Annotated in this window: 24 protein-coding genes and 1 tRNA gene; 10 read left to right on the plus strand and 15 right to left on the minus strand. The window is 46.9% G+C overall.

Annotated features, from left to right (window positions below):
- Nucleotides 1-30: 30 nt before the first annotated feature.
- Both J2Y43_RS01350 and J2Y43_RS01355 read right to left on the minus strand, forming a co-directional pair.
- Complete coding sequence (locus J2Y43_RS01350; protein WP_309981588.1) at nt 31-861, minus strand: GNAT family N-acetyltransferase; 831 nt, start codon at nt 859-861, stop codon at nt 31-33.
- Nucleotides 862-872: 11 nt separating this feature from the next.
- Nucleotides 873-2,498, minus strand: coding sequence for an ankyrin repeat domain-containing protein (locus J2Y43_RS01355; protein ID WP_309981587.1), 1,626 nt, complete (start codon nt 2,496-2,498; stop codon nt 873-875).
- Nucleotides 2,499-2,576: 78 nt separating this feature from the next.
- Between J2Y43_RS01355 and J2Y43_RS01360 the strand changes: the two genes are divergently transcribed.
- Nucleotides 2,577-2,990, plus strand: a complete 414-nt coding sequence (locus tag J2Y43_RS01360; protein ID WP_309981586.1) for a GNAT family N-acetyltransferase — start codon at nt 2,577-2,579, stop codon at nt 2,988-2,990.
- A 9-nt stretch (nt 2,991-2,999) separates the two neighbouring features.
- Here the strand turns inward: J2Y43_RS01360 and J2Y43_RS01365 are convergent, their stop codons facing one another.
- From J2Y43_RS01365 to J2Y43_RS01380, 4 genes are all read right to left on the minus strand, one after another.
- Nucleotides 3,000-4,073 (minus strand): winged helix DNA-binding domain-containing protein, encoded by a 1,074-nt coding sequence (locus J2Y43_RS01365; protein WP_309981585.1) that lies wholly within the window; start codon nt 4,071-4,073, stop codon nt 3,000-3,002.
- Nucleotides 4,074-4,185: 112 nt separating this feature from the next.
- Nucleotides 4,186-4,569, minus strand: a complete 384-nt coding sequence (locus J2Y43_RS01370; protein WP_309981584.1) for a hypothetical protein — start codon at nt 4,567-4,569, stop codon at nt 4,186-4,188.
- Between the two features lie 288 nt (nt 4,570-4,857).
- On the minus strand, nt 4,858-5,322 hold the full coding sequence (locus J2Y43_RS01375; RefSeq protein WP_309981583.1) for a GNAT family N-acetyltransferase: 465 nt from the start codon (nt 5,320-5,322) through the stop codon (nt 4,858-4,860).
- A 77-nt stretch (nt 5,323-5,399) separates the two neighbouring features.
- A complete protein-coding gene (locus J2Y43_RS01380) occupies nt 5,400-6,023 on the minus strand; it encodes an SDR family NAD(P)-dependent oxidoreductase (RefSeq protein WP_309981582.1) in 624 nt (207 codons plus the stop codon).
- Nucleotides 6,024-6,121: 98 nt separating this feature from the next.
- Here J2Y43_RS01380 and J2Y43_RS01385 point away from each other — a divergent pair, with 98 nt between their 5' ends.
- From J2Y43_RS01385 to J2Y43_RS01400, 4 genes are all read left to right on the plus strand, one after another.
- Nucleotides 6,122-6,928, plus strand: a complete 807-nt coding sequence (locus J2Y43_RS01385; RefSeq protein WP_309981581.1) for a LuxR C-terminal-related transcriptional regulator — start codon at nt 6,122-6,124, stop codon at nt 6,926-6,928.
- Between the two features lie 140 nt (nt 6,929-7,068).
- Nucleotides 7,069-7,377 carry a hypothetical protein gene (locus J2Y43_RS01390; protein WP_309981580.1) on the plus strand — a complete coding sequence of 103 codons (309 nt, stop codon included), beginning with the start codon at nt 7,069-7,071 and terminating at the stop codon, nt 7,375-7,377.
- Nucleotides 7,378-7,502: 125 nt separating this feature from the next.
- Complete coding sequence (locus J2Y43_RS01395) at nt 7,503-7,898, plus strand: response regulator (protein ID WP_309981579.1); 396 nt, start codon at nt 7,503-7,505, stop codon at nt 7,896-7,898.
- 60 nt (nt 7,899-7,958) lie between these two features.
- The gene (locus tag J2Y43_RS01400; RefSeq protein WP_309981578.1) at nt 7,959-8,453 is read left to right on the plus strand and encodes an anthrone oxygenase family protein; all 495 of its coding nucleotides are present in this window, start codon (nt 7,959-7,961) and stop codon (nt 8,451-8,453) included.
- 11 nt (nt 8,454-8,464) lie between these two features.
- Here the strand turns inward: J2Y43_RS01400 and J2Y43_RS01405 are convergent, their stop codons facing one another.
- Nucleotides 8,465-10,903 (minus strand): outer membrane beta-barrel protein, encoded by a 2,439-nt coding sequence (locus J2Y43_RS01405; RefSeq protein ID WP_309981577.1) that lies wholly within the window; start codon nt 10,901-10,903, stop codon nt 8,465-8,467.
- Between the two features lie 243 nt (nt 10,904-11,146).
- On the opposite strand from J2Y43_RS01405, the gene J2Y43_RS01410 reads away from it, so the two are divergent.
- Both J2Y43_RS01410 and J2Y43_RS01415 read left to right on the plus strand, forming a co-directional pair.
- Nucleotides 11,147-12,187 carry a histidine kinase gene (locus tag J2Y43_RS01410; RefSeq protein WP_309981576.1) on the plus strand — a complete coding sequence of 347 codons (1,041 nt, stop codon included), beginning with the start codon at nt 11,147-11,149 and terminating at the stop codon, nt 12,185-12,187.
- A 1-nt stretch (nt 12,188) separates the two neighbouring features.
- Entirely contained in the window at nt 12,189-12,905 is a 717-nt protein-coding gene (locus J2Y43_RS01415) for a LytTR family DNA-binding domain-containing protein (protein WP_309981575.1), read from the plus strand.
- Between the two features lie 63 nt (nt 12,906-12,968).
- On the opposite strand, the gene J2Y43_RS01420 is transcribed toward J2Y43_RS01415, so the two are convergent.
- On the minus strand, nt 12,969-13,544 hold the full coding sequence (locus J2Y43_RS01420) for a porin family protein (RefSeq protein ID WP_223406498.1): 576 nt from the start codon (nt 13,542-13,544) through the stop codon (nt 12,969-12,971).
- A gap of 143 nt (nt 13,545-13,687) precedes the next feature.
- Between J2Y43_RS01420 and J2Y43_RS01425 the strand changes: the two genes are divergently transcribed.
- The 3 genes from J2Y43_RS01425 to J2Y43_RS01435 all read left to right on the plus strand — a co-directional run bounded on the left by J2Y43_RS01425 (nt 13,688) and on the right by J2Y43_RS01435 (nt 15,648).
- Complete coding sequence (locus J2Y43_RS01425; RefSeq protein ID WP_309981574.1) at nt 13,688-13,933, plus strand: hypothetical protein; 246 nt, start codon at nt 13,688-13,690, stop codon at nt 13,931-13,933.
- A 160-nt stretch (nt 13,934-14,093) separates the two neighbouring features.
- Nucleotides 14,094-14,178 (plus strand) — tRNA-Ser (locus J2Y43_RS01430).
- A gap of 249 nt (nt 14,179-14,427) precedes the next feature.
- Nucleotides 14,428-15,648, plus strand: a complete 1,221-nt coding sequence (locus tag J2Y43_RS01435; RefSeq protein WP_090373360.1) for a site-specific integrase — start codon at nt 14,428-14,430, stop codon at nt 15,646-15,648.
- A gap of 421 nt (nt 15,649-16,069) precedes the next feature.
- Here J2Y43_RS01435 and J2Y43_RS01440 read toward each other — a convergent pair whose 3' ends face one another.
- The 7 genes from J2Y43_RS01440 to J2Y43_RS01470 all read right to left on the minus strand — a co-directional run bounded on the left by J2Y43_RS01440 (nt 16,070) and on the right by J2Y43_RS01470 (nt 25,913).
- Complete coding sequence (locus J2Y43_RS01440) at nt 16,070-17,023, minus strand: toll/interleukin-1 receptor domain-containing protein (RefSeq protein WP_090373361.1); 954 nt, start codon at nt 17,021-17,023, stop codon at nt 16,070-16,072.
- A gap of 32 nt (nt 17,024-17,055) precedes the next feature.
- Nucleotides 17,056-17,973, minus strand: coding sequence for a restriction endonuclease (locus tag J2Y43_RS01445; protein WP_309981573.1), 918 nt, complete (start codon nt 17,971-17,973; stop codon nt 17,056-17,058).
- Between the two features lie 30 nt (nt 17,974-18,003).
- Nucleotides 18,004-21,402: a DEAD/DEAH box helicase family protein gene (locus J2Y43_RS01450; protein ID WP_309981572.1), complete on the minus strand. Its 3,399-nt coding sequence runs from the start codon at nt 21,400-21,402 to the stop codon at nt 18,004-18,006.
- Nucleotides 21,402-22,880: a class I SAM-dependent DNA methyltransferase gene (locus J2Y43_RS01455; RefSeq protein WP_309981571.1), complete on the minus strand. Its 1,479-nt coding sequence runs from the start codon at nt 22,878-22,880 to the stop codon at nt 21,402-21,404. The genes J2Y43_RS01450 and J2Y43_RS01455 overlap by 1 nt, the downstream gene beginning before the upstream one ends.
- Nucleotides 22,881-22,887: 7 nt before the next feature.
- Nucleotides 22,888-24,072 carry a restriction endonuclease subunit S gene (locus J2Y43_RS01460; RefSeq protein WP_090373365.1) on the minus strand — a complete coding sequence of 395 codons (1,185 nt, stop codon included), beginning with the start codon at nt 24,070-24,072 and terminating at the stop codon, nt 22,888-22,890.
- A 36-nt stretch (nt 24,073-24,108) separates the two neighbouring features.
- The gene (locus tag J2Y43_RS01465) at nt 24,109-25,521 is read right to left on the minus strand and encodes a P-loop NTPase fold protein (protein WP_309981570.1); all 1,413 of its coding nucleotides are present in this window, start codon (nt 25,519-25,521) and stop codon (nt 24,109-24,111) included.
- Between the two features lie 122 nt (nt 25,522-25,643).
- Entirely contained in the window at nt 25,644-25,913 is a 270-nt protein-coding gene (locus J2Y43_RS01470) for a hypothetical protein (RefSeq protein WP_309981569.1), read from the minus strand.
- Nucleotides 25,914-25,920: the final 7 nt, after the last annotated feature.

Genomic DNA, 25,920 nt, shown 5'->3' on the forward strand with positions numbered 1-25,920 from the left:
GTACGGTAGGGTTGTTTTCGATGAGCAGCCCTACCCCAATTGCGATCGATCGATAATGCGAATCATACCAAATGCTTCGCCGAAGCCGGTTTGCTGGTAAAATGGGGCCAGCACATGTCCTGTGAAAAGTCCTACCAATGCTCCATGAGGTGCATTCGCATCGAGCCAGCGCTTTATCTCCCTCATAATGGCCGAACCGACCTGCTTTCGTTGCCAGTCGCGATGTACCATGACGTCTTTGATATAGAAAAAGCTGAGACCATCGCCTAACACCAACGCACAACCGATTACTTCGCCGGTTTCTGTGTTTTCTGCAACTGACGTAAAAAGCGTGGCGTCGAGTTTTTGTTGAAGTACCTCGTCCGTTTGTGTGCCCGACCACCCCACCGATTCGGCAAGCTTGCGGTATTCGCCGGTTGTGAGCGCACGGCCCAGCGTTCTTACATGAGCGGGCAACGGCTGCGACTTGCTCTCTCCGCCGGAAGCAGCAGGTGCAGCGAAGGTAATGTAGTTGCCATTGAGATCCTCGACCACATATTCTTCAAAACCCCAGGGCTGCTTCTCCAAATGCATGATAATCTCAGCATTTCGGTCGCGATGCAACTGGTAGAGTTCCCGGATATTTTTAACCCTGATCCAGACGCATTGTCCGCGCATCCGGTCGGCGGCCTCTATATCCCCTGAGAATTGAATGAATGCACCATGCCATGAAACACCCCCATGATTGGGCGGCGTTCCCCAGGTCCAATGCCCCGGAAAACCCAGTACTTCGTGCCAGTATGCAACAGTTTCGGCCACGTCCTTCACCAACAATACCGGTTCGGCATGGGACAGGAAAGGCTCGGGCTTTTCGTTTTGCATGGGAGTGCCTGTTATAAGTTTAATAATGCAAGTACCGCCACATGCCCACGCCTCTCCGCCCACGCGCGCGGCAGCGCCCAGGACTTGTCGGTCGGTAAATGGGGATTAGCGCCCTTTCCGAGCAAGAACTGGACCATTTCGGCTTTGCCTGCTTTCGCCGCCCAGCCGAGTGGCGTGGTGCAATGCTGCTCGTCGACCGCGTCGATATCGGCACCGTGTTCGAGAAATAATCCGGCATTGGGAATATCGCCGCGCTCAGCAAACCGGTGCAAAGGCGTAATTCCAAGCCAGTTTCTGGCATTTGGGTCCATGCCACGCCGGAAAAGATACTCAGTAAGTTCACGACTTTTGACGGCATCCTGCGGCCCCTGGCTACGCACGCCCACGGCAATCTGTTTTGCCAGATCAGGCTGGTAATGCAGCATCAGCCGAACAAAATCTTCATTTCCCTGCCCGGCGGCCGTTTCCAGCGCGGATGCATCGTTCGCCAGCGCTGGATTTGCCTTCAATACTGCTGCGGCCGTGTGGATATCGCCATAATGTGCCAGTAAATCGAGCGACCGCGCCGCGCCGTAAGAGCAGAGCAAACTGATCATCGCTTTATCGCCGCGTTCCAAAGCCGCAGTGAGCGAATCCGCCGAACTTTCGACCGGCACATTAGGATGTGCACCATGTTCGAGAAGTAGTTTCACGATGTCGATATGGTTGTATACCACCGCCGAATGCAGCGCATGGCCCATTGGCGCTATACCTTCCTCGGGAAGATTGGGGTCCGCGCCTTTTTCGAGCAACAGTTTGACGATCTCCATGCGGCCGGCCATGGCCGCGTTTTTCAATGGTGTACCGGAACCTGCATAATAGGTTACATACTCGGAAGGCTTATTGGCAAGTGACGGATCCAGGTCGAGCAATGCCCTCACCCTCGCCTCGTCCCCTTTCAACGCAGCCATGCAAATGTCGACATACGCGCCTTTACGCACGAGATGCAAGTAAATATCATTGGGTTTCCATTGCCAGTCTTCGGGAACATCGCGCCAACCGCGGTAGGAATAATCTCCGATGGTGAGCTGCACCGGTCGCGCACCATCGGGCCGCCTGGCATTGATATCCGCTCCCTTGTCCAGCAATGCGTCGATCATCTCCGGCTGACGCGACATGGTAGCCCAATGAATAGGCTGATTCCCCTCGTCATCCGTGGCGTGGATGTACTCTTCCGAACTGTTTAATAATGTAGTAAAAGCATCAAAATCCCGGCTTCTGATGGCTGCCGCTATCTGCTTTCCAGCTTCGGAGCCTTTGTGCCGGTGCAATGCCCGTTCGAGTAACTCCTCCATTGCTCCAAAACCACGATCACGCGCCATTTGAATGAGCGGATCACCTGTGCCGGAGTCAACCGGGCTTGCGCCGTGCTGCAAGAGATATTCTGCCACTTCTAGCCTGTCGTTGGCTACCGCGAACGACATCGGCGTCCGGTAGTCGTAGGCACCGCGCACAAGCGAAGCGTCTTTGATAAGCAGCTTTTTAACTTTTTCCAGGTCGCCGTCGCGGACAGCGCAGAACATTTGCCATACATCGGATCCGAGGCCTGTTGACCAGAACAATCGTTCTTCTTTTTGCAATGCGGCCGGCTGCGTCATGTCGTTACGGGTGGGATAAAGCGTATTTTTGCAGGAAGGGCTCGTGTAGTTAGTTATTTTTTGTATTAAATAAAAGGAATGGATTCAATTGAAATTCAAAAAGTTAGTGCTGATGATCTGATGGAAATCCGGCATCTGGTACTCTGGCCGGACAAGCCGCGCGAATTTGTAAAAGTACCTGAGGATGAAAGCGGCATCCATTTCGGTTTGTATTTTGAGGGAGCATTAGTGTCCGTCATTTCATTGTTTGCCGACGCTCAAGACATCCGGTTCCGCAAATTTGCGACGTTGCCGGCCTTGCAGGGGAAAGGATTGGGTTCCAGGCTCCTCCAACACGCCATCGCGTACGCGCAAACACAAGGCTACACACGTATGTGGTGCGACGCCCGCGCCGACGCGCTTGGATTTTATAAACGTTTTGGTTTCAAAAAGTTCTCCAAATCCTTTTTCAAAGAGCATATCGAGTATTACAAAATCGAGCGGATGCTTTGACGCAAACCTCTATTGAAGTACCACATTCTTTTTCCCGATAAACCGGGCATAAGCGGCACCGGCCGTTTCAAGGGAGTTCTCCGCGGTTGCGGGCATTTTAGATAACCGGGAGAGCTCGATATGCACAGCATCCTTTTTCTCGGTCCTTCGCCAGGCTGCCACGACTTTACCTTTCACCATTACCACCGGTTTAAAAATGCCCCCACCCGACTCGGGATTTTGCGCAACCGCATCATCCAGGGCCGCACTGCGGTCGGCATAACCGATCGTGATCTCATCGAAGGCAGGAATAAGTATTGCTTTTCCATGTACCTTCGGAAGTTCTCCCATAGGCGCAAAAAGGTATTCACGGCCGTCGAAAATGGCTATTTCGAATTCCGCGCGAACGGCCTCGTAACCCAGCTTCGAATCGGTCAGCGACAGACCGCTCCACCACGCGAAGTCCTGTACAGTGGCCGGGCCGTGGCTTGTAAAGTACCGCCTGGCCAGCGCAGCCAACGCCTCCTCCCGTTTCAAGGGCGCCGAAGCGGGCACCTTTTTGTCGAACAATGCGTAGGTAAATTTCTTCCCGCGCCGAGCTCCATTGCAAATGATCTTGTCCAGCTCCGCCTGGAACATTATGTGCGTCGCCCGAAGGTTGTCGGTTTCGATGCCTGCCTTATTTACTTCCGCAATCACTTCTTCGCGCGTCAGTTCGGCGCCATCGGCCAGCAATTTACCGATCAAATCGTTGGTCACCTTGAAAACAGCATCGTCCAGTTTCAGTTGGCGGTACATTGTACCCGCGAGCTTGTAAACGTGGGGCGCCGTCAGATCCATGATCCATCGCACATCTTCGCTGGCCACAAAATGCCAGGTAGGTCGCATAATATGCGTCCGGATAATGCCTCCCGCGTCGATTGCCTGCTCTACACTGGTATCCGTAGCTTTTTTGAGCCGCATTCCCAACGCCCATTTCGCCATGGCAAAGTCCTGGGCCTGCACGGCGCCCATCCAGGCAACCAATTCGGCAGGGTCGGTAAAACGGGTATTCAAAATCTGTTGATTAGCAAGGCGCAGTGCGGCGATGTCGGCTAAATTCATGGCTGGATAATGGATTTCAGGCAAAGTTTGAGTCACCTAAAATGAGGATTTATATACAAAAAAGAAAACCCTGCCGTCCGGAATGGCGGCAGGGAAGCATAGTAGCTCGTTTTTACCTGGAAACGGAGATTTGTCTGAGGCCCGCAGATTGCAGGTAGGCCATAGCCGCAACCCAAACCGCCACCGCGCCGATAAATATATAGCCCAGGATTGAAATCGGAAATAACTGGAACAACACGATGGCCGCGCTGCCGACTACCCAAAGCGTATCCAACACAATCACCAGCCTGACGGCCCGCACATTTACCGGGTTACCGCGGCTTACCGAAAAGACCAGCGCCGCAAATGCGATGAGGAAAATACCGACTTCAATAAAAGGCATGGTAGCCGTAGTTTCGAACAGCCCGGCAACTACCTTCGGGAATACAGCCAATCCCAAACCCGTTGCACCTGAACTGATTGCATTGATGAGCATTACATTTTTGAGCATTTTCATATGTCGATTGGTTAGTTGTTTTTGGATGCAACAAAGGTATTGCAACCCCTCCGCCCATGGCTTACCCATACGCGCCAACGACTTATCATTTTATGACAAACTCAAAAAGTAGTCAGGAGTGGTCAGGAATTGTCAGGTGTAGTCAGGAATTGTCAGGTATTGTCAGGTGTAGTCAGGAAGCGTTAGGTATGATCGGGTGTTGTAAATCATTCGCTTGACAATACTTGACCATACATGACCATACCTGACCATAGCCGACCATACCAGCCGGTATCCGGCGGTCGCTACTTACCGGGTAGCCAGCCGCATTTCAGTAAGCATTTTTTTGAAACCTACTTTTTCATAGGCAACTACGGCTGGTGTGTTGTCGGCATAAACCTGCAAGCGAACTTCGTCCAGGCCTTTTTTCCGTGCCCATTCCACCAGCGCATCGATGATCAGCTTGTTGATCCCGCGACCGCGCATATCAGGCTCCGTGTACATGAAACCCAGGAAAGCGTACCGCTTGAAACTGTTATACGGCTTCCCTTCAAGGATACGTGCATGCCCACTGGCGATCAGCCGGTCGTTCAGCGTAGCTACAAGTACCTCCGCTTCGTCGCTGCGGATCATTTTTTCCAAATCGTAGTAGTGAAATTCCTCGGCAATGAAGGTATCGTCAAGCGGGCGTTCGGCGGCAATCAGGTTTTGTTCGAATTGAAGAAGTGTGGGAAGCTCGTCGAGCCGTGCCTGCCTGATCAGAATGTTTTCCATGAAAATGTTGATGTGGTGATTTCGCAAATCTACCATTTCACGGGCAGGCACGTCGGGTTTTGCAGAAATAAATGATACTACCGCGCCAATAGCCGCTTTTCCGCTGTACCTGGCATCACATCTTCCAGGATAGCGGCTACCCTCTCTGCCGATTCTGGGGCTGCATATGTCGGCAATGCAATGCTATGGATCACCAGTCCAGCTTCGTTCAGCTCAGAATTGAGATGTTCGGCAAAACGCTTATTGAATGTCAGCATTGCCTGCTCCCAAACGGGTACGGGGTGCGGGCAATGCCAGAGGTCGATCACCTGCGCGTGGGCGTGCAAGAGCAGATTAGGCAATAACTGGTGCAGGTAAAGTATGCCGCTGGCGTGATTAGTTTTCAGTTTTCTGTCCAGCGTGCGGATGTCGTAGTCTTCCAGCCGCTGGTGAAACCCGGTCTCGGCATAGTTAATCAAAAGATCGACCTCAAACCTGTCGTTGATCTTTTCGCAGGCCGCTATAATGCTTCCTGTATCGGCGTCGTCCGCGACGAGGTAACGCACCAGCACCCGGTGTTTTTGGACAATTTCGCGTACGAGCGCTTCCAATAGTGCTTCTTTCGAACCGATCAGGATCAGGTGCCGGTTGTCGGCTGCCAGCGCTTTGGCGAAGGATTTCCCCCAGGACGTATCGGCCCCGCGGATAACTGAAAAATTCATGGCTTTGATGATTTTGACAAAATAATGGCAACTTCCATTAGGTGAAATGCGCCCAAAGTTGTCCTTGCTACATACCTGCAAAGAAAAGCCGGATACCGATGAGAGAGAATACTGATTTATCATTACAAAACACACGGGAAAAATCGGTGCGGATAGCGCCCGATTACCTGCAATTGCTCAACAGATATTATGATTTCGACGGTTTTGAACCCGATCGGCTCGATAAGCAGCTGGCGCTCATCCGCGCTATGGCCCAGCTCAGCAGCAGCGGGGTGACCGTGTATGACCTGCAAAAGCAGGCGCACGTTTACGTTTCGCACAATTTTTACCAGCTGTACGGCTACGATTTCGGTACCATGGATTCCTGCATTCCGAATGAAATGTTCGACAAGAAAATTCACCCCGACGACCGCCAGGCGCTGGCGCGGAACGGCTATGAAGCAATGAAGTTTATGATGGCGCAGCCTGCGCAAACGCGCAAGCAGTTCAAAATGGTTACCGAATACCGGATCGTGCTGGATGACCGGGCCACGATCCGCGTCACGGAGCAGCATCAGGTGCTGGAACAAGATGCGTCGGGGAATATCTGGCTTTCACTGGGGGTGATCGACATTTCGCCCAATCAGTCGCTTACAGATGTGAAGAGCCAGGTGATCAACTTCCACACCGGCGAACTTATCAGACTGGAAAACAATGACTTACCAGCAACCGTAAAGCTAACATCCCGCGAAAAAGAAATCCTCGGCATGATTGGTACCGGCAAATTGAGTAAAGAAATTTCCGCATTGTTGGATATCAGCGTCCACACTGTCAACACTCACAGGCAGCGCATACTAGAAAAATTGCAAGCTGATAATTCGATTGAGGCATTGCAAAGCGCAAAAATGATCGGTTTGATTGCCTGAGAATAAATGAAACTAGCCCCTTGCTAATTGTAGTCAAATTTGTGAGATATTTCTACAATTAACCACAAGAAGTTGGTATAGTTTTAATAGTAATGTCGGTTACAATTTTCAACTCATCCGCAAAGTTAAACCTGATAGCTATGGAAGGCGAAAATGAAAAACAGACGGTAATCACGCTGAACGACGAAAGTTTCAAGCATTACCTGATCGAACGTTATGGCAGCTATGCCGAAAATTCCAGCTGGACACGAATCAAAAATGCTTCACAAGACCTGATTTCGCATGAAACTTGGGTGCAATTGTACAATCGGGCCAAACACGATATTACCCAAAAGGGAGGATCGCTGATCGGCTATGAATTGGTCAATAATATATTGCTAAGCCATGACGGCATCAACTCCGATTGGCCTATGAACTGGATGTGGGTGATGAGGTTCGGACGTAATTAAATTCCCTTCAAAACGGAATTTAGCCCTTGGCTTGTCGGTTTTAGCGGTTAACTTTACCAACAGCTAAGCTATTCCATCGACCCAATCCCGATAGCCGGGGCCCGCGCGGACTAATCATTTTCCTGATGAGCTACTCCAAGATGATTTACCTTGTTGACGACGATCAGGACGACCGTTTTTTTATCCGCGAGGCGATTCAGGACTCGGGCATGAACGTTCGGATTACCGAAGTTGAAAACGGCTTCGATCTCCTTACATTAATGAAGGAAGTCATCGACCCGGAGTCGTCGGTGATCATTATCGACATGAATATGCCCAAAATGAATGGGCTGGAAACGGTGGCGGCTATCCGTACAGACAGCCGCCTCGCCGCAATGCCAATCGTGATGCTCTCTACCTCCTCCAATCCCGCGCTGATCCGGACCGCCTACCTGTCGGGTGTTACGAGCTTTGTGACCAAGCCGAGCACATTCGACGAGTTCGCGCAATTGGCTCGCGAAATAGGCGAGCGCTACTTGTAGGCTGTCGGTTTTGTTCTATTTTTCTGCCGTTGCGCCGCCGACCTTTGAAAGAAAAAAGATATGACGACGATCAACCTGTTCCTGCTTTTCTCGGCTCTTGCCAGCGGCCTTGTCGCGGGCTTGTTTTACAGCTACTCCTGCTCGGTGAATCCCGGCCTGGGCTCCCTTTCCGATTCGAATTACCTTGCTGCAATGCAATCCATTAATCGCGCGATACTTAATCCGGTGTTCTTTTTCAGCTTTATGGGAACACTTTTGCTCCTGCCGGTGAGCACCTATCTGCATTTCGGGACGGGTAGCCGCTTCTATATACTGCTGGCTGCTACATTGCTATATGCGATCGGCACATTCGGTGTAACGGTAGCAGGCAATGTTCCTTTAAATGAGGCTTTGGATAAAATTAATCTCACCGGGTCTTCCTCTCAGGAGCTGGCGGCGCATCGTTTGCGTTTTGAAGTCCCCTGGAACAAATTGAACGCGATCCGTACCTGGGCGTCAATTCTTTCATTTATCCTCGTATTACTCGCCTGCCTGACTGCGCCTGACAAATCCTGACCAAAAGCTGCTCACTCTACCCTACCCTTTTCGTCGTCGGACGCATTGTTGTTATGGCGACGTTTACGGGCGAAGGTTTCCTTTCCGAATTTGTAATTGAGTGCAATGCTGATGCGCTGTGTATCAGTGGTGTTGACCTGATCATAATCCGACCGGGCGATACCGAATGACTGGCTATGATACACCCAGGAATGGAACAGGTCTTCGAAATTCATGGCGATGGTGCCTTTTCCTTTCCATATCTTTTTCTGGATGCCGCCATTGACACGGAACATGCCGGAAATCTGTGCCTGGGCATTGATGTCGCGGCTGGCGTAGTAGCCTCCCAGCTCCGCATTCCAGCCATTGCCGAGGTTGAAGTAATTATTGAGTTCAAGACGCGCCACATTGGTCGCGTAGTTGATTGCTGCGTTGTATAACGGACCTTTCATGCCAATACGCGACAGCCGCAATGTGGTGCTGTTGTACCACCAGCTTGTAACCTGGCCGGATACACTCGTGTTCAGCAACACCATATAACCTCGGGCGATATTATCGGGGCGGCTGATGAAAGTATCACCCTTCGCCTGGATGGTTGTAAAAGAAACGTTGGTAAAGCGATTGTAACTCAGGCCCATGTTCAGAAAATTTTTATGCTGATATTTCAGCTCTACGCGGTCCTGGTATTGCGGGATCAAATGAGGGTTTCCCGAGCTGTAAGTGTATTGATCTTTGTAAAAAACGGAGGGGTTCAGCATCTGATAGTTCGGGCGGTTGATCCTCCGAACCGCCATCAGCACAAATGCATTCTGATTGTTCAGCTTATAGTTGAGAAAAATACTGGGAAAAAGCTTCGTGTATTTTTGGTTGAAACGTGTTGCCGAAACAGAGTCGTTACCCAGCTGATTGCCTTTCGCAATGGTGTTTTCCAGACGTAAACCCAGCTGCATGCCAAAACGTGCCCACCGTTTTTCGCCACTTGTATAGGCAGAATTGATATTCTCGCGGTATTGAAAGTGGTTGGACCGGCGGTTATCGATGACCGCATTCCCGTCATTGGTATTGTAATGATTGAAAACAAAGTCATTATCCACGTAGCTCGACTTGAACCCCGCTTCGAGACGTCCTTTGTTTTTCAATGGGTGCACATAATCGGCTTTCAAAGTGTAGATATTGATTTCCGAAGGGGTACGGTAGCGGAACAGCTCCCGGCTCGTCATGGCGCCGTCCGCATTGAACAGACGGCTTTCAAGATCCTGCCGGCCATTGGTATGATAATTCAGGTAGTTTGCGTCGACAGCCAATTCACGGCCCTTGTCGTTCAGCTTATGCAGCATATTCATATTCAAACTGGTATTATTTCGAATATCCTTTGAAACCGTGCTACCACTTCCAGAGCTAATCAGTCCGTTTAGTGCGCTCCGTTGCGTGCTCTGATAGTTAAAATTGCCGTTCCGCGAAGATCCGTTAAGGTTAAGAATCGCCCCGATAATCGTTTTGGGTGTAGCGGTCAGGTCCATTCCCATGTTGATATTGTAGCCGTTTGCGGCAGTTATCTGGTCATTTTGTAGTCCGACGCGTGACTGTAATGTGCCGGAGCCGTCGTAATATCTGCGGTTGAAATCGTCTTCACTGTAACTTTTTTCATAGCTATAACCCAGATTGGCAAACAGGTTGAGCTTCCGATGATTGTAATTCAGGTTGAGGGCATCATTGCTTCGCACGTACCTGCCCAGGCTCCCGCCTACCGCGACGCTCCCTGTGAGCCCGCCCAAGCGGGTCTTTTTCAAACGGATGTCGATCACCGCATTACCGGCTGCATCATATCGGGCCGGCGGATTATCCATCAACTCAATCTTGTCAAGCACACCACCTGGCAGCGATTTCAGGTAAGCGGCCAGGTCGGCACCCGACATATAAGTACTGCGCCCGTCGATCAGCACCATTACCCCGCCCTTTCCATTCAAACTGATTTCCCCGTTTGCATTCACACTCACGCCCGGCGTTTTGCTCAGCACGTCGAACGTATTGCTGGTGGCACTGCCGATCATCGAGCCCACATTTACAATAGTGCGGTCTATTTCCTGCTCGATCAGTGGCTTTTGCGCTTTGACGACCACTTCGCTGAGCTCGATACTTTTGGCGGGAAGCAGGATAATCGCCGGTAACGCAATGCTGGAATGCCCGGCATCGATCGTCAATGCAGTGCTTTTGAACTCCTTTTGCCCCATCGCACTGATTGCCAGTACGTAAGTGTTGTTTTCAATATTGATAAAACGGAAATTTCCGTTCACGTCCGTTACCTCGCCGCTTACCAGCGTAGAATCCGACGATTTGAGTAAGCGAACCGTTGCCCCCGGCAAACCTTCATTCCCCGAGTCTTTAACCGTTCCGGAAATGGTGTTAGCTGTTTGTGCGAAGGCGTTTAAATTGATCAGGATAGCTGTTAGGATTGCGAAAAACGTTTTCATGGCTGTTGTTTTACATGGTCGAGTGATGAGGCAAATATTACCCGGCCTTGTAACCCCATGAAATAAATGTGTTGTAACTTCCCGGAACCGTGACGGAAACCGGTTTAAGGCTGACGAACCATTTCGACCTGTCATAGCAGCTTTCCGTCATGAAATCGGGCCATTATAACCGCTTACTTTCGGATTCCAGCCTTCGGAAAGGCATATTTGTAAGCGACTTCAAGGCATGAACCGGATGATCCCATGAGCAGTATTTTCAATAGTGACAATAAGGAGGCGACTCAAATAGGCATTTATGTGGTGCTCACTGCGGCGGCTTGCGCACCCGCGTTTTTCGGTATCGACGCCTATCTGAACATCATTGGTGCTGCCCACGATGAAGCCGTTGCCACTGCCGCGACGCTGGTGCTTTTCGGGTGCATATATATTGGCCGGCATCTGGCCACGATATGGTCGGCAAGACAGCGCGAAATCCCCAAAAACGTCCTGAATGGGCTGGCCATTGCGATCGCAGTCTGCTTCGTTTGGCTTTTTGTCCACGTCGATTTGCAGTTTGAGACATTTCGCGGCATTAATTTACTGTTGTACTGGATCCCGTTTCTGATGATCGGGCTTTGTACCGGTGCATTGATTAAATTATTCAGAATGAGCACCCGAAAGGAACTCGAAGCTGCCAAAACACAGGCCGCGCAAAGCCAGAGTGAGCTGCATTTACTACAATCGCAGCTGAGCCCGCATTTCCTGTTCAATACCCTGAACAACATGTATGGCCTCTCGATCACGCAGCACGAAAAAATCCCGCCGCTGATATTGAAACTATCTGATTTGCTGAGGTATTCGGTGTACGAAGCGAACGAAACTTATGTCCCGCTTAAAGACGAATTGGCCTATATCCACAACTACATCGATTTCGAACAGCTCCGGATCGGCGACCGGCTGGAACTAAAAACCGATATGGAAAGCCTGGCAAACAACGATATCCGGATTGCGCCGATGCTGCTCATCGTGTTCATTGAGAATGCATTCAAACATTCCAAAAATACCTCGGAGCCAGCGGTATTCATCGAAATACGGCTTAAAGTGTGGGGAAACTCGATTCTTTTTTACCTTAGGAACTCGCATAACCGGTCCGATATCCATGGGCAAACCGTTGAAAAACACAGCGGTTTCGGCCTTGCGAATGTGAAGAAGCGGCTGCAATTACTGTATCCGAACCAGCACGACCTCACTATTGAAAATGAAGAAACCCAATACACTGTGAACTTACGCCTGAATCTTCGATAATATGACGCCCATCGACTGCCTCATCGTCGACGACGAGCCCATTGCGCGCGACATTATACGTACCTACTGTGCGCACCTTCCCTACCTGCGCGTGGCGAGCGTGTGCGGGAGCGCGCTCGAAGCCCGGGCAGTATTGATGCAGCAAAAGGTCGATATTGTTTTCCTCGACATCAATATGCCTGTGATGGACGGCATTTCTTTCCTCAAAACACTCAAAATACCGCCGCAAATCATATTTACGACCGCCTACAAGGAATACGCCGTCGACGCATTCGACCTCGCCGCCTGTGACTATCTTCTCAAACCCTTTTCCCTCGAACGCTTCATCGTGGCTGTGGACAAGGCCATGGAAAAATTACAACCAGCCGCTAATGCATTTGTTGAAGCCGGTGAATCAAAGGATGACGATTTCATTTTTCTGAAAGCCGATGGCAAAATTTACAAAGTCATGCATGACGACCTGCTGTACGCCGAAGCGAACGGTAATTACACCAAAGTACGGACCACCCAGCACACATTACTTCCGGCGATGACTTTTTCCGGTTTTGAGGAGCTCGTTCCCAAATCAAAATTCCTACGCATTCACCGGTCGTTTATCATCAATAAATCCAAAATAGATCACATTGAGGGCAACCGGGTATTTATCCAAAACACCGAAATACCGATCGGCAGCAATTACCGCGAGCAGTTTTTGAGGCAAATCGGGCTCTCTTCGTGAGCTTGTCCAGCAAAAAAGCAGGGTCTCCCCTGCTTTTAAACGTTGTTGTAAATAAGTAATTCGCTATTTATGAGCTGGAATCGCGAAGAATAAGCTCAACTGGATTACGCTGTTTTTGAAATCGGGGTTCATCGCCGCATTCTTGTCAAAATCGCCTACTTTGGAAAAACCGGCTATGTAGCGCGCGCCGATACCGAGCCCGAAATTAGCTTGATAGCCCAATCCAACGGCCCCCGCCAGATCCAGATTTTTGGCGAAATGGTCGATCGTCTGGTCCGGTACATCCTCGCCCGTTTTAAATGACGCCTGCGGACCGAATTCGAAATAGAACCCGCCTTTGGCCCGGAATTTCAGCATCACGGGGACCGTCACGTACGACGTTTTAAATTCCCTTTTACCGCCATTGTCAATTTTGGCCCCTTGCGTCGAAAACAGCACTTCCGGCTGAATCGAAAACACCTGCCCGATTCCGAAGTTCATCATACCGCCCAAATGGAACCCGACCAGGGCATCCGACTCAATATCACTTCCGGTATAGTTGCTGATGTTGATCCCCGCTTTCGGGCCGATGGAAAACGACTGCGCAAACGCCGCACTGCTGAACACCGACAGAAGAACGAGCAAAGAGATTTTTCTCATGGTTTTTGAATTTGAAGTGGTTTAATAGATGGATTGCCATCGAACCCGCAAAAACCGTACCAAAGCCCATTACTACCGAAGGATCAATAAAACCAACGTTTCACAAAACACTCGGTATTTTCAGGCATACGATCTCAGAACCAATGAAATACCTGCAATTCCAATTTACCGGAAAAGGCCCGGATGGCCGAACCTACCGGTGTACCATGTTTTACGAGCTGTCCATTGCCCCCGACGGAGCCGGCGCCATTGCGCATGCGGAACGTGCTTATCCCGGCTTCACCGACATCCGTGTCACATCCGCAACCACCATTTCAGCAGATGAATACGCTTTCCGCGTACGCACGATGTGCGACTCCGATACCTGGGGCTTTCAATTAATCTCCTAGATAGTTCTATCTTAGTTTCTGACTTCTTTTTACAACCCCATCCTGTTGTCCATTCTGAATGAACCACTTACAATTATCACAATAAAATATTCAAAAATTTCTTGCGCTTATCGATAATAACTGTACCTTTGCACCATGATTCGCGTTCGGCAAATCATTTAGAGAGATGGCAGAGTGGTCGATTGCGACGGTCTTGAAAACCGTTGACTGTAACAGGTCCGGGGGTTCGAATCCCTCTCTCTCTGCAGGACATGATGTCAAAACATTCAAAAACCCCGTTTAAACGCTTTAAACGGGGTTTTTGCGTTTTTGGGACCTACCAAAAAATGCAAGAAATCCCAATGAAAATGTAGGGTATCGTGGAAGTGACAAAACTGAACAAAAACTTCCATATCATATCTACTAACTGGCTGATCAAAAGATGTTTACGCACTAAACATCTTTACTTTCAATTGTAACAATTCGATTTTTGTTCATCTTAAACATTTTTTACTATGTTGGAAACAAGCTTCGGGTTGATTTTCTTTTTGAAAAAGCCCAAACCAGAATTAGCGGGTGGAATGCGCTATGTCTATTGCCGAGTCACCGTCAACGGCATCCCCAAGGACATCTCTACAAAAAGAATTTGGCATCCATCCAAGTGGAGTGTCGGCGCTGGTAGGGCGACAGGAAACAAAGAGGACACTAAAACATTGAATGCCTACCTCGATACACTGACTTCCAAGATTTACGAGGCAAAACGATCACTAATTGAGGCAAACAAAGAGGTCACCTCAGAAGCCATCAAAAATATTCTTCTAGGAAGAACTGAGGGTGGAAAAACTATCTTGCCTATTTTTCGAGAACACAACGATCAGATTGCTGCATTAATCGGGGCCGATTTTGCGCCAGGCACCTTGGAGCGGTACGAGACTTGCCTTAAACACACCCGCGATTTCATCAAATGGAAATACCAGGCAGACGATTTCGAAATTGGGAAGCTTGATTACGAATTCATATCACAATATGAGTTCTGGCTTAAAGCAGTTAAGAAGATCAGCCATAACACTACGATGAAATATTTGGCGAACTTTAAAAAGATCGTCCTTCTGTGTGTTAAGAGAGGATGGCTTCTACGTGATCCGTTCTATGCTTTCAAATTTTCGAAGCGAGAGGTTGATCGGCAGGCATTAACCGAAGTTGAGTTGAAGAAAGTATGGGAGAAAGATATGGGCGACGGTCGGCTTGCTCTGGTCAAGGACATCTTTCTGTTTTGTTGCTACACAGGACTTGCCTATGCCGATATATATAAATTGAAGCGGACTGAGATTGCTGAGGGGATTGATGGCGGAAAGTGGATTACGACCAAGCGCCAGAAGACTGATACTCCCTCCCGGATACCTATATTGCCGATGGCGATGGAGATTATGGAGAAGTATGAAGATCATCCTCAATGCGAGAATGAGAACCGGGTATTGCCCGTGCTTTCCAATCAGAAGATGAATTCCTATCTGAAGGAGATTGCCGACTTGTGCGGGATACAGAAGAACATTACTTTTCACTTGGCTCGGCATACTTTCGCTACTACAGTGACTCTGACTAATGGTGTGCCGATTGAGAGTGTCTCGAAGATGTTAGGGCATCGGAACATCAAGACGACTCAGCAGTATGCCAAGATTGTTGATCGTAAGATCAGTGATGATATGGCCAGGTTGAGGCAAATATTGTCGAAATAGGCATAAGATGTCAGCTCGTGGGACTTAAAATCCTGAGAGCCGAAACGGCCATAAGGTTTGATTCTCCCTTCATGTGCTGGTTTAAAGCAGTTATGAACTTTGGTTTGTGACTGCTTTTTTGTTGGTACAAGATAGGTACAACTCCAAAACTGTTCTCAATATGCTCATTTCGACCTTTCCTCTAAAATTTTTACCCGATGTGATTTTTTTCAATTGGCGAATTATGCGAAATCAAATTGTAAGTATCCCGCATTTGTTCTCTGTCTCTTTTCATGATACGGGGCTAGGAAAATCACAGAAAGCGAGGATAGATGGATTGGTCGGGTGGATACGCCGAACTTGCACTTAGTAAATGCTGCGCATTGCGGCTGATGCAAAATAGAGCAGCGGGACTCACTGACGATAGATTGACGAATTGCTTTCAGCTCATGATGCCCACGCTCTTTAACCATTCAAGCCAAATCTGTTCGCTTATTTCTCTAACAGTCATCCTCACAGCCCTATTCGCAGAATAGTAATCCTCACTAACCCAGAACAAATCATAGTCGTCATATTGAAGATTGTATCCGCGATCACTCAGATTATTATTTTCCGTTGATACAGAATAGTTGATTCGACCATCTCCACTGTTAGAAAACATACGCACTCTTGCCTGATCCTTTCCAATTGAGATTTTTAACCTAGCCTCAGTAGCAATCTTGTTTCTGTTGACAAGAATAATCTCAATTTCCTCACTGACTTCTTTAATTATACGAGATCTTATATTTTCAAGCTCGTTAATTTCTTGCAAATATCGTTTAATATGTTCTTTTATTTCTTTAAAGCTTTGTTCGATAAATTCCATTTTTTGAATAGAGTCAAAGTCTTTCTGTACTCTATAATTTCTACCCGTTTTCGGAATTTCAGAATGCGGAGGTTGACCTGGGATGTCGTCGGTTAGCCCTCCATTTTCTATAAGTTTTCTCAAATTCTGGATTACGTCAACAAAAGCGGTATTCTTATTCTCCCAAGTGGTGATAGCTTTACCGTCTTTGGGTAATGCCTTAAATTTGCTGAAAGGTGTGTTCAGCCAGTCACAAGGCTCAACTATCGTCGGAACAATAACCAACTTACCCTCTTCTTGGATCTGTATTGCTCTTACAAATTCTTTCTCATAGCAATAGGTTGAAGCTATATAACTTGGGCTAAGCAGCGCAATGAATATATTCGAATTATCAAGAGACCTAGAGATCGAATCATTCAGATTTCCCCCGGCGAGTATTTCTCGGTCGGTCCAAGTACTAATTAGTCCATCTCTTTGAAGTTGTGCTAAATGCGTATGCAATAAAGTTAGCATCTCGGCATCATTGTGGCTATATGAAATAAATGCATTCATAATTTATCGTTTAGTTGATGATTTAAATCTCTTTATCCCTCGTCAAAATAGTCACTATCCAGTCTTTTAATCTCGTAGATTTTTTGAGGAGATACACCCAGATTATAATCAATCATTAATTGGGCAAGTTGCTCTCCGTCAATTAACACAATCTTCGTCTCATTTCGTGGCATGTAGCTTAATGCATCTTTTGTAAATGAAGAGGTCGTTATAAAAATTCCCTTCTTAGCACCCTGGCCGGCGAGTGCTCCGACAAATTTGTGTAACTCAGGTCGTCCAACTGTATTTCCTGCTTGCCAACGCTTTGCCTGAATGTAGATAATATCTAAGCCAAGCTTATCCTCTTTAATGGTACCATCGATTCCCTCATCATTTGTTTTACCAACTGCGTTACCAGCATCTTTTTCGGAACCTCCATATCCCATTTTTACAAGGAGCTGGACGACAAGACGTTCAAAGAATGTTGGAGAAAAACTTCTTACAGTGTCTATTATTTCCTGAGCCAGAGATTTACGGATCTTTTGATATGCTATTTCAATGGTTTCTTCCGGTGTGTCAGTTTCAACTTCCTGAACTATATTATTGTTGATAATTCCTCCATCATCCTTCTTACTATAGAACTCAAGAAACTCGGGATACTGCTTTAAAACACTGTTATCCAGCTTGCTCGGATTTTTGTCCAATAAATCAAGTCCGCGGGTTGTAATCAAAATGCTTCCCCTTTTTGGTGAAGTAAGTAAGCCTGCCTTTTTCAAATATGTCCTCGCCCAGCCAACCCGATTGGAAAACAAAAGCCCCTGACCGCTTGGAAGTAACACGCTCTTTTCTGCATCGGATAGCTGAAATTGGTTGGATAAAATCTCAACGGCATCCTTCAAGGAATGTTCTTTTTGATCACCGGCTAATTTTAGCACAGGTAACATAATCGTTTGATAATCTGGTATTGGCATGAGTTAATTTTAAATAATTGTAGCAGGGTCTTACCCAGCTATCGCCTTCCGATTCGTATCTTCAACAATCTCAATAATTCTCCTAGCGTTCAAATCAAACACTCCTGCCACGCCACTTTCATGAAATTTTGTGAATGGCTGCTGAAAGAGCATATTAGTGTCAATTGTACCATTTTTTGTTAAAAGCTTTATAATATCATTTACGAACTCTATTTGCGTAGAATTGAGAGGCCCGTTGGAAAGAAATTCTGAAAATGCCTCTTGTACTGCTACTTTGTCTAACCCTAGAATTGACCTTACAAAAATACCTATCGGTTTATCCCCCAATGCCTTCTTAAAGGCATCCTGGGTCTGACAACCCGATTGTTCGAAAAGCATTCTATCGAGTTCGTTTAACTCAGCGGCTGTGATAGGCTGATTGTTATGAAGCCGGTTAATTGTCATATGATTGACATTGTCCAGGATGATCTTTCTAAGCTTCGAGTAATGATTATTGTAGTTACCGAAACTGCCCGTGTAGTCTTCGAACTGAACGGGAGCTATTAGTTGGTCCTCGAAGTTTGTGTAGAAGATTTCTTTACCTGATGAAATGTCTAATAACTTCGCAAGCTGTCTTATTTCCAGGCGAAGTTTTTCGATAGCGAGAACGCCCGCCGCAGCCCAAAACTCTGGTTGCAGAATCTGCCTTAGCGTTTCTTTGCGCTTCGCGATCGTTGGGACGTTATCCGCTTTTCTCAACAGCTCTCTCGCAACGCCTTGCAGCTTCTCCACATAATTCGGTAGCGAACGCTCACTTCTGATGACGGCCAGTTGCAACTTCACCATCATTAAGTCAAAACGCTTCACTTGCTCGTCCGTTTCTTCGTTTGCAACAAGCGGTGCAATATGCTCCGCCAGCTCTCTGACATGGGTATCGCGGATGCTATTCCATGATGTCAGGCTAGCATAATGTTCCACCTGGCGCAAATGCAGGCCTACCTCAAATGCATTCGGATTTAGGTCAGCCACCTGCTTGCTTAGTATTTCACAAAGCGATTTACTCGTCTGAAAATCTTCACTTTCAGGGAGTGCGCTGCCCTGCGTTTGTAAAATATGAACTAGTTCTGCGCGTGCATTAAACGTTATTTCGCTAAGAGACTTTGCTTTCGACGGAATAATACCCTGCGGATTTTGGTCGAAAAATTCGAAAACCCGGCACACGTCGAATACATAGAAGTCCTCCTTGTCCATCAATGGTCCGTAAAGGTCGGCGCTCAGACGGGTGCCTCTACCCAGCATCTGCCAAAACTTGGCAGCAGAATATACCGGTTTGAAAAATACAAGGTTCACTATTTCTGGGACATCAATGCCGGTGTCCAGCATATCGACCGAAATGGCAATCTGCGGATATTTTTCTTTGATCTTAAATTGCAGAATCAGATTTTCAGCATTGGCTGCATAGTTATCGATCACCTGCGCGAAATGCGGATGTATTTGAGGATAAAGTGCTCCGAAGCGTTTGAGAATAAATTCGGCGTGTCGGTGATTTCTGGCAAATATGATCGTCTTACCCAACTTCTCATTTCCTTCGACTTTATGCCCGAATTCCATCAGCGATTGTAACACTTTGTCAACAGTATCCTGATTGAAAAGCCATTGATTGATAGCCGCCCCATCGATTTCATTCAGCACAGCACCTGTTGCGGGATCGTAGAATTTACGTTCCCATTCCATTTTCTCCTCGTCTGAGAGATCGGTATACTTGATTCCCTGTGTTGGAAACCTCAGTTCCAGCTTCACTTTTTTGATCGGAACTAAAAATTTGTCGTCTACTGCCGTGGTGTATTCGTATGCATCGGTAGGTTCACCCGGCTTATGATTAAAAATGGCGTAAGTATCCCTATCCGTTTCGCTTTTTGGCGTGGCAGTGAGGCCCAGGTACAGAGCGTCAAAGTATTCAAAGATGGCGCCATACTTATCATAAATGGAGCGGTGCGCCTCATCGATGATGATCAGATCAAAATGCCCGACACCGTAGTATCGCTTTCCATTCCGGTAGTCGGAGTCAATTCGATTGATGATAGTCTGATAAGTTGAAAATACTACCCTCGCAAATCCCTGATCCGTTTCTTTGGTGAGATCCACTCCGGTAGAACTGGGTAGGTATTCGTTATAATTTTTCAGCGCCTGTGTGACCAATGCATTACGGTCGGCGAGAAACAGCACGCGTTTGATCCATTGTGCTTTGGCGAGCAGATCCACAATCGCAGCTGAAACACGCGTCTTTCCTGTACCGGTTGCCATGACCAGGAGTGCCTTCCGTTGATTTTCATCTTCGAACCGCTCCATAACCCTGCGTATCGCACGTTCCTGGTAATACCGACCGGCGATGTCCTGATTAATTTTCTGCTCGCGAAGCAAGGATTTCTGATGTCGCCTGACCATCAAACGCATCAGCTCTTCCGCATTTAAAAAGCCAAATACCTTACGTGGCGGATATCGCAGATCATCCCAAAAGAAGGTGTCAAAACCATTGGTGTAGTAGATGACCGGTCTTTGTCCATATTGCTTTTCGATCGCGTCAGCATAATTCTTTGCCTGATATCTTCCGCGTTCTACCTCCTTGCTGGTACGCTTTGCTTCAATAATAGCCAGGGGCTTCCCGTCGTCGCCCCACAGGACGTAATCTATTTTCAGACTTTTGGCTGTTCCCGACTCTTCGTCGATCGCAGTGACCGGAAACTCCTGCACGTTTGCTGCTTCAACATCCCAACCGGCTTGCCGCAGCAATACGTCGATATAAAGCTTTCGTGTTTCCTTTTCGGACAGCACAGCCGGTGCCACTACCTCGCCATTCTGCTTGCTTAGTTGTTCGTAATGTTGCAGCTGGCGTTTGAGGCGTTCAATTTCCTCCGTTTTTTCATCCAACTCCGCAGTTTTTCTTGCCAACTCAATGCTCTGCTGCTTGCCTTCGTCGAGCAATTGGTCGTAGACTTTTTGCGAAAGCTTTTTCCCTTCGGTTGGGATCAGACTGTCATCAAAAGCACGATAAGAATAAGGGTTGGCCGAATAGGTACGGACAACCCCTGAGCAAAATCTAAATAAGTATTTGACGGACGAAAGCGACTCGTGCGTACCGGTTTTAGTACCACGATGAACCGCATTGTTACCGGTGTTCTTAATGATATGCAGCTCTTTTCCGTATTCTTTTCCCCAGGAATCCTGAAAGCTGGGCTCGCGCAAAAGGTCATTCAGGTTAAATTGCTCTTTCAATGGCAATTGCAAAGCTACGTCGTGATCATACAGCCACTTCACCATTTCTTCGAGCGCTTTCCTGCTCAATATAGCAGAAATGGTCGGTTCTGTTAATGCGTAGCTTTCCGCTTTCTGAGCAGTTTCGAAATGATCTGCCCATTCATTATTGAGGAAAAAGAAGTTAGAATTGAGCATTAATTATTCAATATTTCTTGGGAGAGTAGTTTTTCGAGTTCTGCCAGGTTCTGCCTGCGAGCTTCGTCCAGCGCTTTTATTCTTGCAATGATTACCTCTGGCTTGTCGTAATGTTTCTCTTCATGCACCACTTCCTTGTACCGGTTGATACTAAGATCGTATTTATTTTCAATTATTTCACTTACGGGTACAAAAAACGATTTGTCCGTCCGTAACCGATCCGCTTCTTGTTCCAGATTTTTGAAACGCGTCACAATGTCATCGATATCATTGCTGGCAACAGGTTGCCTTTTGTCGTCCAAACTGAGTCCGTCGGCCTGCATATCGTAAAACCAAATGTGGTCCGTTCCACCGGAATTGGTTTTGGTGAAAATTAGAATGGCCGTACTTACTCCCGCATACGGTTTGAATACACCAGAAGGCATCGAAATCACTGCGCGAAGCTGATGCCTGTCAATGATTTCCTTCCTGATTTGCACATGCGCCTTGGAGGATCCAAACAAAACGCCATCCGGCACAATCACAGCAGCCCGGCCGCCTACCTGCATTCCTCTTAGCATGAGACCCAAAAAAAGTAGTTCTGTTTTCTTGGAATTGATAATCGACAAAATGTTCTTTTCAACAGAATCATGATCCAAACTGCCCTTAAAAGGTGGATTCGCGAGCACCAGTGTCGCCTTGTTTTTAAATCCGGCGTTGGCTTCCGACAATGCGTCTACATCCAGCAAATGCGGGTTTTCGATTCCGTGCATCATCATGTTCATCGCACCGATCCGGATCATTGTTGCATCAAACTCCGTCCCATTGAACATTTGCTCATTGAAATGCTTTCTGAACTTCGAATCTGTAAACTGACTTTCGTAATGATGCTGAACATATTCAGCGGAGGCAACCAAAAAGCCGCAGGTTCCTGCTGAAGGATCGTAGATGATATCCTCAGGCATGGGCTCCATCATATCCACCATCATTTTGATAATGTGGCGTGGCGTACGAAACTGTCCGTTTGTGCCGGCGGAGGCGATTTTGGAAAGCAAATATTCGTAAATGTCTCCTTTGGTATCCCGGTCATTCATTTCCACATCACTGAGCAAATCTACTACCTGGGCGAGAACGCGCGGAGTTGGGATCATGAACGTCGCTCCCCGCATAAATCGGCTGAATACATTGTTTGTTCCAAGGTTTTTGATGAAATCAAAAACGCCATTTTCCTTGGTCATATGCTTAAACAAATCCTCCGCCTCCCGGTCTTTGAACCGGCTCCATCTCAGGTCAGATTGGTCCTCCCGATATACCGGCGATTCTATTTGGCTCCCTAACAAGCTGGCCTTTTGTTCTTTTGCCGTTTGCAGCTCATCCAGTCGCTTGATAAAAAGCAAATAGGTAATTTGTTCAATGACTGTAAGAGGGTTGGAAACGCCACCGGTCCAGAAGGCATTCCATATTTTATCTATTTGGGTTCTTTTTTCTCCTGTGAGCATTTTTGATTCAATTATTAGTAAAATACTTGGCAAGTAGCGTATTGAATAGCATATCCTGTTCCATGATTTCCGAGGAAAGAATCTCTTTTTGTTGCCTAATTTTATGCATTACATCTTTATACTCTTTTTGCATTTCAATTGGTGGAACTAACACTGGGAAGTTTTTCAACTGTGTCATGTTAATAGATGCGATTCCAGTAGTTTGCTTGGCCGCTCGTAGGAAATATTTCTTCCCATAAATACTCCCAAATTGGCTGCAAAGGAATTCTGAATCAGCGACTAGATAATTTGGTCGGACGCGGAAAATGTGATTTTGATGAATGCAGTCTGGGATTTCTTCGCCCCATATAGCCGCACGTCCAAGCTTGTCAGGATCTCCCCCCTCCGTCATCAAAACGTCGCCACTTTTTAGCTGATACTTTTCGTAGTCTCGTTTGAAAACTCGTATTGTCTTTATTTCTCGAAGATCCAAAGCCCCATCCTGAACGTTTGCAACGCGCATATAGGGAACTTCAATCAGGTCGCCAGCCAATCCTGTATTCTTCGCAACGCCAGAAACAACCTCAGCTATCTCGTCCAATCTTTTTACTGTCCAGCCATTATTATTACTAACCGGATCCCCAAACATCTCAATAAACGTGCTTTGCAGCAGCTCATCATAATAATTCAAAAGCTGGCGGTTTTGCTGGCGCAGCGCGTCGGCTTTGTCTAAGATGGATGCGATGTGTTTTTGGGTTGGGAGGTCGGGGAGAGAGATTTCCAGGCTTTGCAGCTTCTCTTTGTTCAATGTCAATCCCTTAACAGCCTTGTCGCCTATTCCTGACACGTTAATGTTTTGGATAGCGTGATAAAGATATTTGATGTCAACTCTTTCAGTATCCTTAATTGGTAAGGCAACGATAGCCTCATTGGTAAATAGTTCAGTCTTTGTAATTGCTACTTTACCAATTGAAAGCTTGAAACTGTACAGTAATGTGTTTGCTGGCACAATCTTAATCCCTGACTCTTTGACTGCCAAAGTAGTTATCTGCTCCTTCGTTTCGCCAATAACACCAGCAGATCGACAGCTTGATAGATCCGCTATTGAAACCCAAGGAAAACCCGGCCCCCAATATTGCAACTTGGATCTGGAAGGAGTTTTACCCATGTTTATGTAGCAAATTTCGCCCAGCTTAACTTTCGAATAATTCATTAATTAAATGCGATTAGGTTTTTTGCAACACTTAAATTAGCTGACTAGTGTCTCTGTTAAATTGATTCGATCTAGCAAATGTTTAAGGGAAACATATGATCGGTCAGGTTCTCTGTTTAGATAACGAATACATTCCAGATACTGCTGCTGATTTTCAGATTGATCTAATTTTGAGATTACAAGAGGTAATTCTTCGCCTTTTTCCACTCTTCTATATCTCGAAGAATCATACTGGTTTTCAGATATATAGTTGTTGTATAGGTTAGTTACTTGAACTTCTAAGAATAGCATGTGACGTACGACTGTGTCAGAACTACCTCTTCCAATTTTCAAAAAAAACTCATCTGATAATTCTTGTAGATTCAGCTTCTTGCCAGCAATCTTAATAAAGAATTCGTGATCGGTTGATCGCAGGTAAATTAAAAACAATAGGGTTTCTGGAAATAAAAATTGTTCGTAAGAAAACATTTTCAATGCTATCCTTGCCTGTGCAAATATTTTCTCCTGCTGCCTAAGAGTAGGTGATTTTAATTTAAAAAGTATTTTAGCCAGATTCTGAAAACTCTCTCGATCGGACTCAGCACTTCGATATTCCAGCTTTTTTGGTGATTTGAAGAACTGATCAAATGAAAAGTATTTAAAAAGGTAGTTGACAAATTTCTCAATATCAGGCTCAGGAATTGAATATTCCAAATCAATAAATCGCCGCAAATATTCATCGGCATTCAGCTGCTCGCTCCCATACACCCCTCTAACTGCATGCCCTAATTGTACTTTGTCGATTGATAGAACAAAAATGATCCCGTTGACCGCGAAGAAATGCTTCATATGCTCCAAGACCTCTACCGCATAATTGGGCCGGCAACGATCGAGCTCATCAATGATGAAAATGACCGGTTTATCTCCTTTGGTCGATTCCAAAAACTTTTCCAGATCGGCACGAAAATCTAGGAGGCTCTTTTTTCTCGCAGTGTATTCGTCAATTTCGTTTTCCAATATTTCGGCCGCCGCTTCGGTTGAAGATACAATTCCTTCCACAAGCTCCTCGCTATCAATGTATCGTTTCGCAAGACCTTTTACCAGCGCAGGAAGGACGTTCTTGGTAAGGACCGCCCCTTTCTTTACCAAAGAGTCGAAGGTTTTCGCATTGCTTTTCTTACGCAATACTTTCAACTCCGACATGATTGCCGCTAGCGGGTTACGCTCAAAGTCATTTTCCCATGCGTTGAAATATAGGGTTGTGAATCCATTATTTTGAAGTTGCTGCTGCCACATCTTCACAAATGTGGTCTTTCCTGTTCCCCATTCGTTGTTGATCGCCAAAACGAAGCCGTTGCCCGGCTCGTCAACAATTTGTGTCAGGACGTCAGCATACTTCTTTCTTCCCAGTTGGCAGGTTGCGAACGGGTCGTCTTTTGAAATTACTAAGTCATTGTGTCTGATAAACATAGGTCTACGTGTTGCGAACCTTGGAAACATATGCTGTTTAAAGCAATCTTTCAAATCGTTCTGGGTGTACAAATGTAACATTTTTGATTTGGCGTGGCTGCCGAATCTGATGACGACGCATACTAGAATCTGAAATTCTTACCGCCTCCGAAGGCCTTTTTCAACATATCATCCACCTTTTTCTCCGCATCTTTAACCACTTTGGCTTGCATTTTTTTCATCTCTGCATCAATCCTCAGCTTATTTGCCCTCACCAGCTCATCATACCCGCCTGGATACTCTTTCTGGCATTGGTTGCATCTGGCAAACCGCTTGTCTTCACTCAGGTAGATGTCCTCACTCTGGCAGCTTTTGCATACCAGCGGCACACTCATTTGATACTTGCTCTTCATACTAAGT

Origin of the sequence: Dyadobacter sp. BE31 (genome assembly GCF_031457695.1) — a bacterium.
Classification (GTDB): Bacteria; Bacteroidota; Bacteroidia; order Cytophagales; family Spirosomataceae; genus Dyadobacter.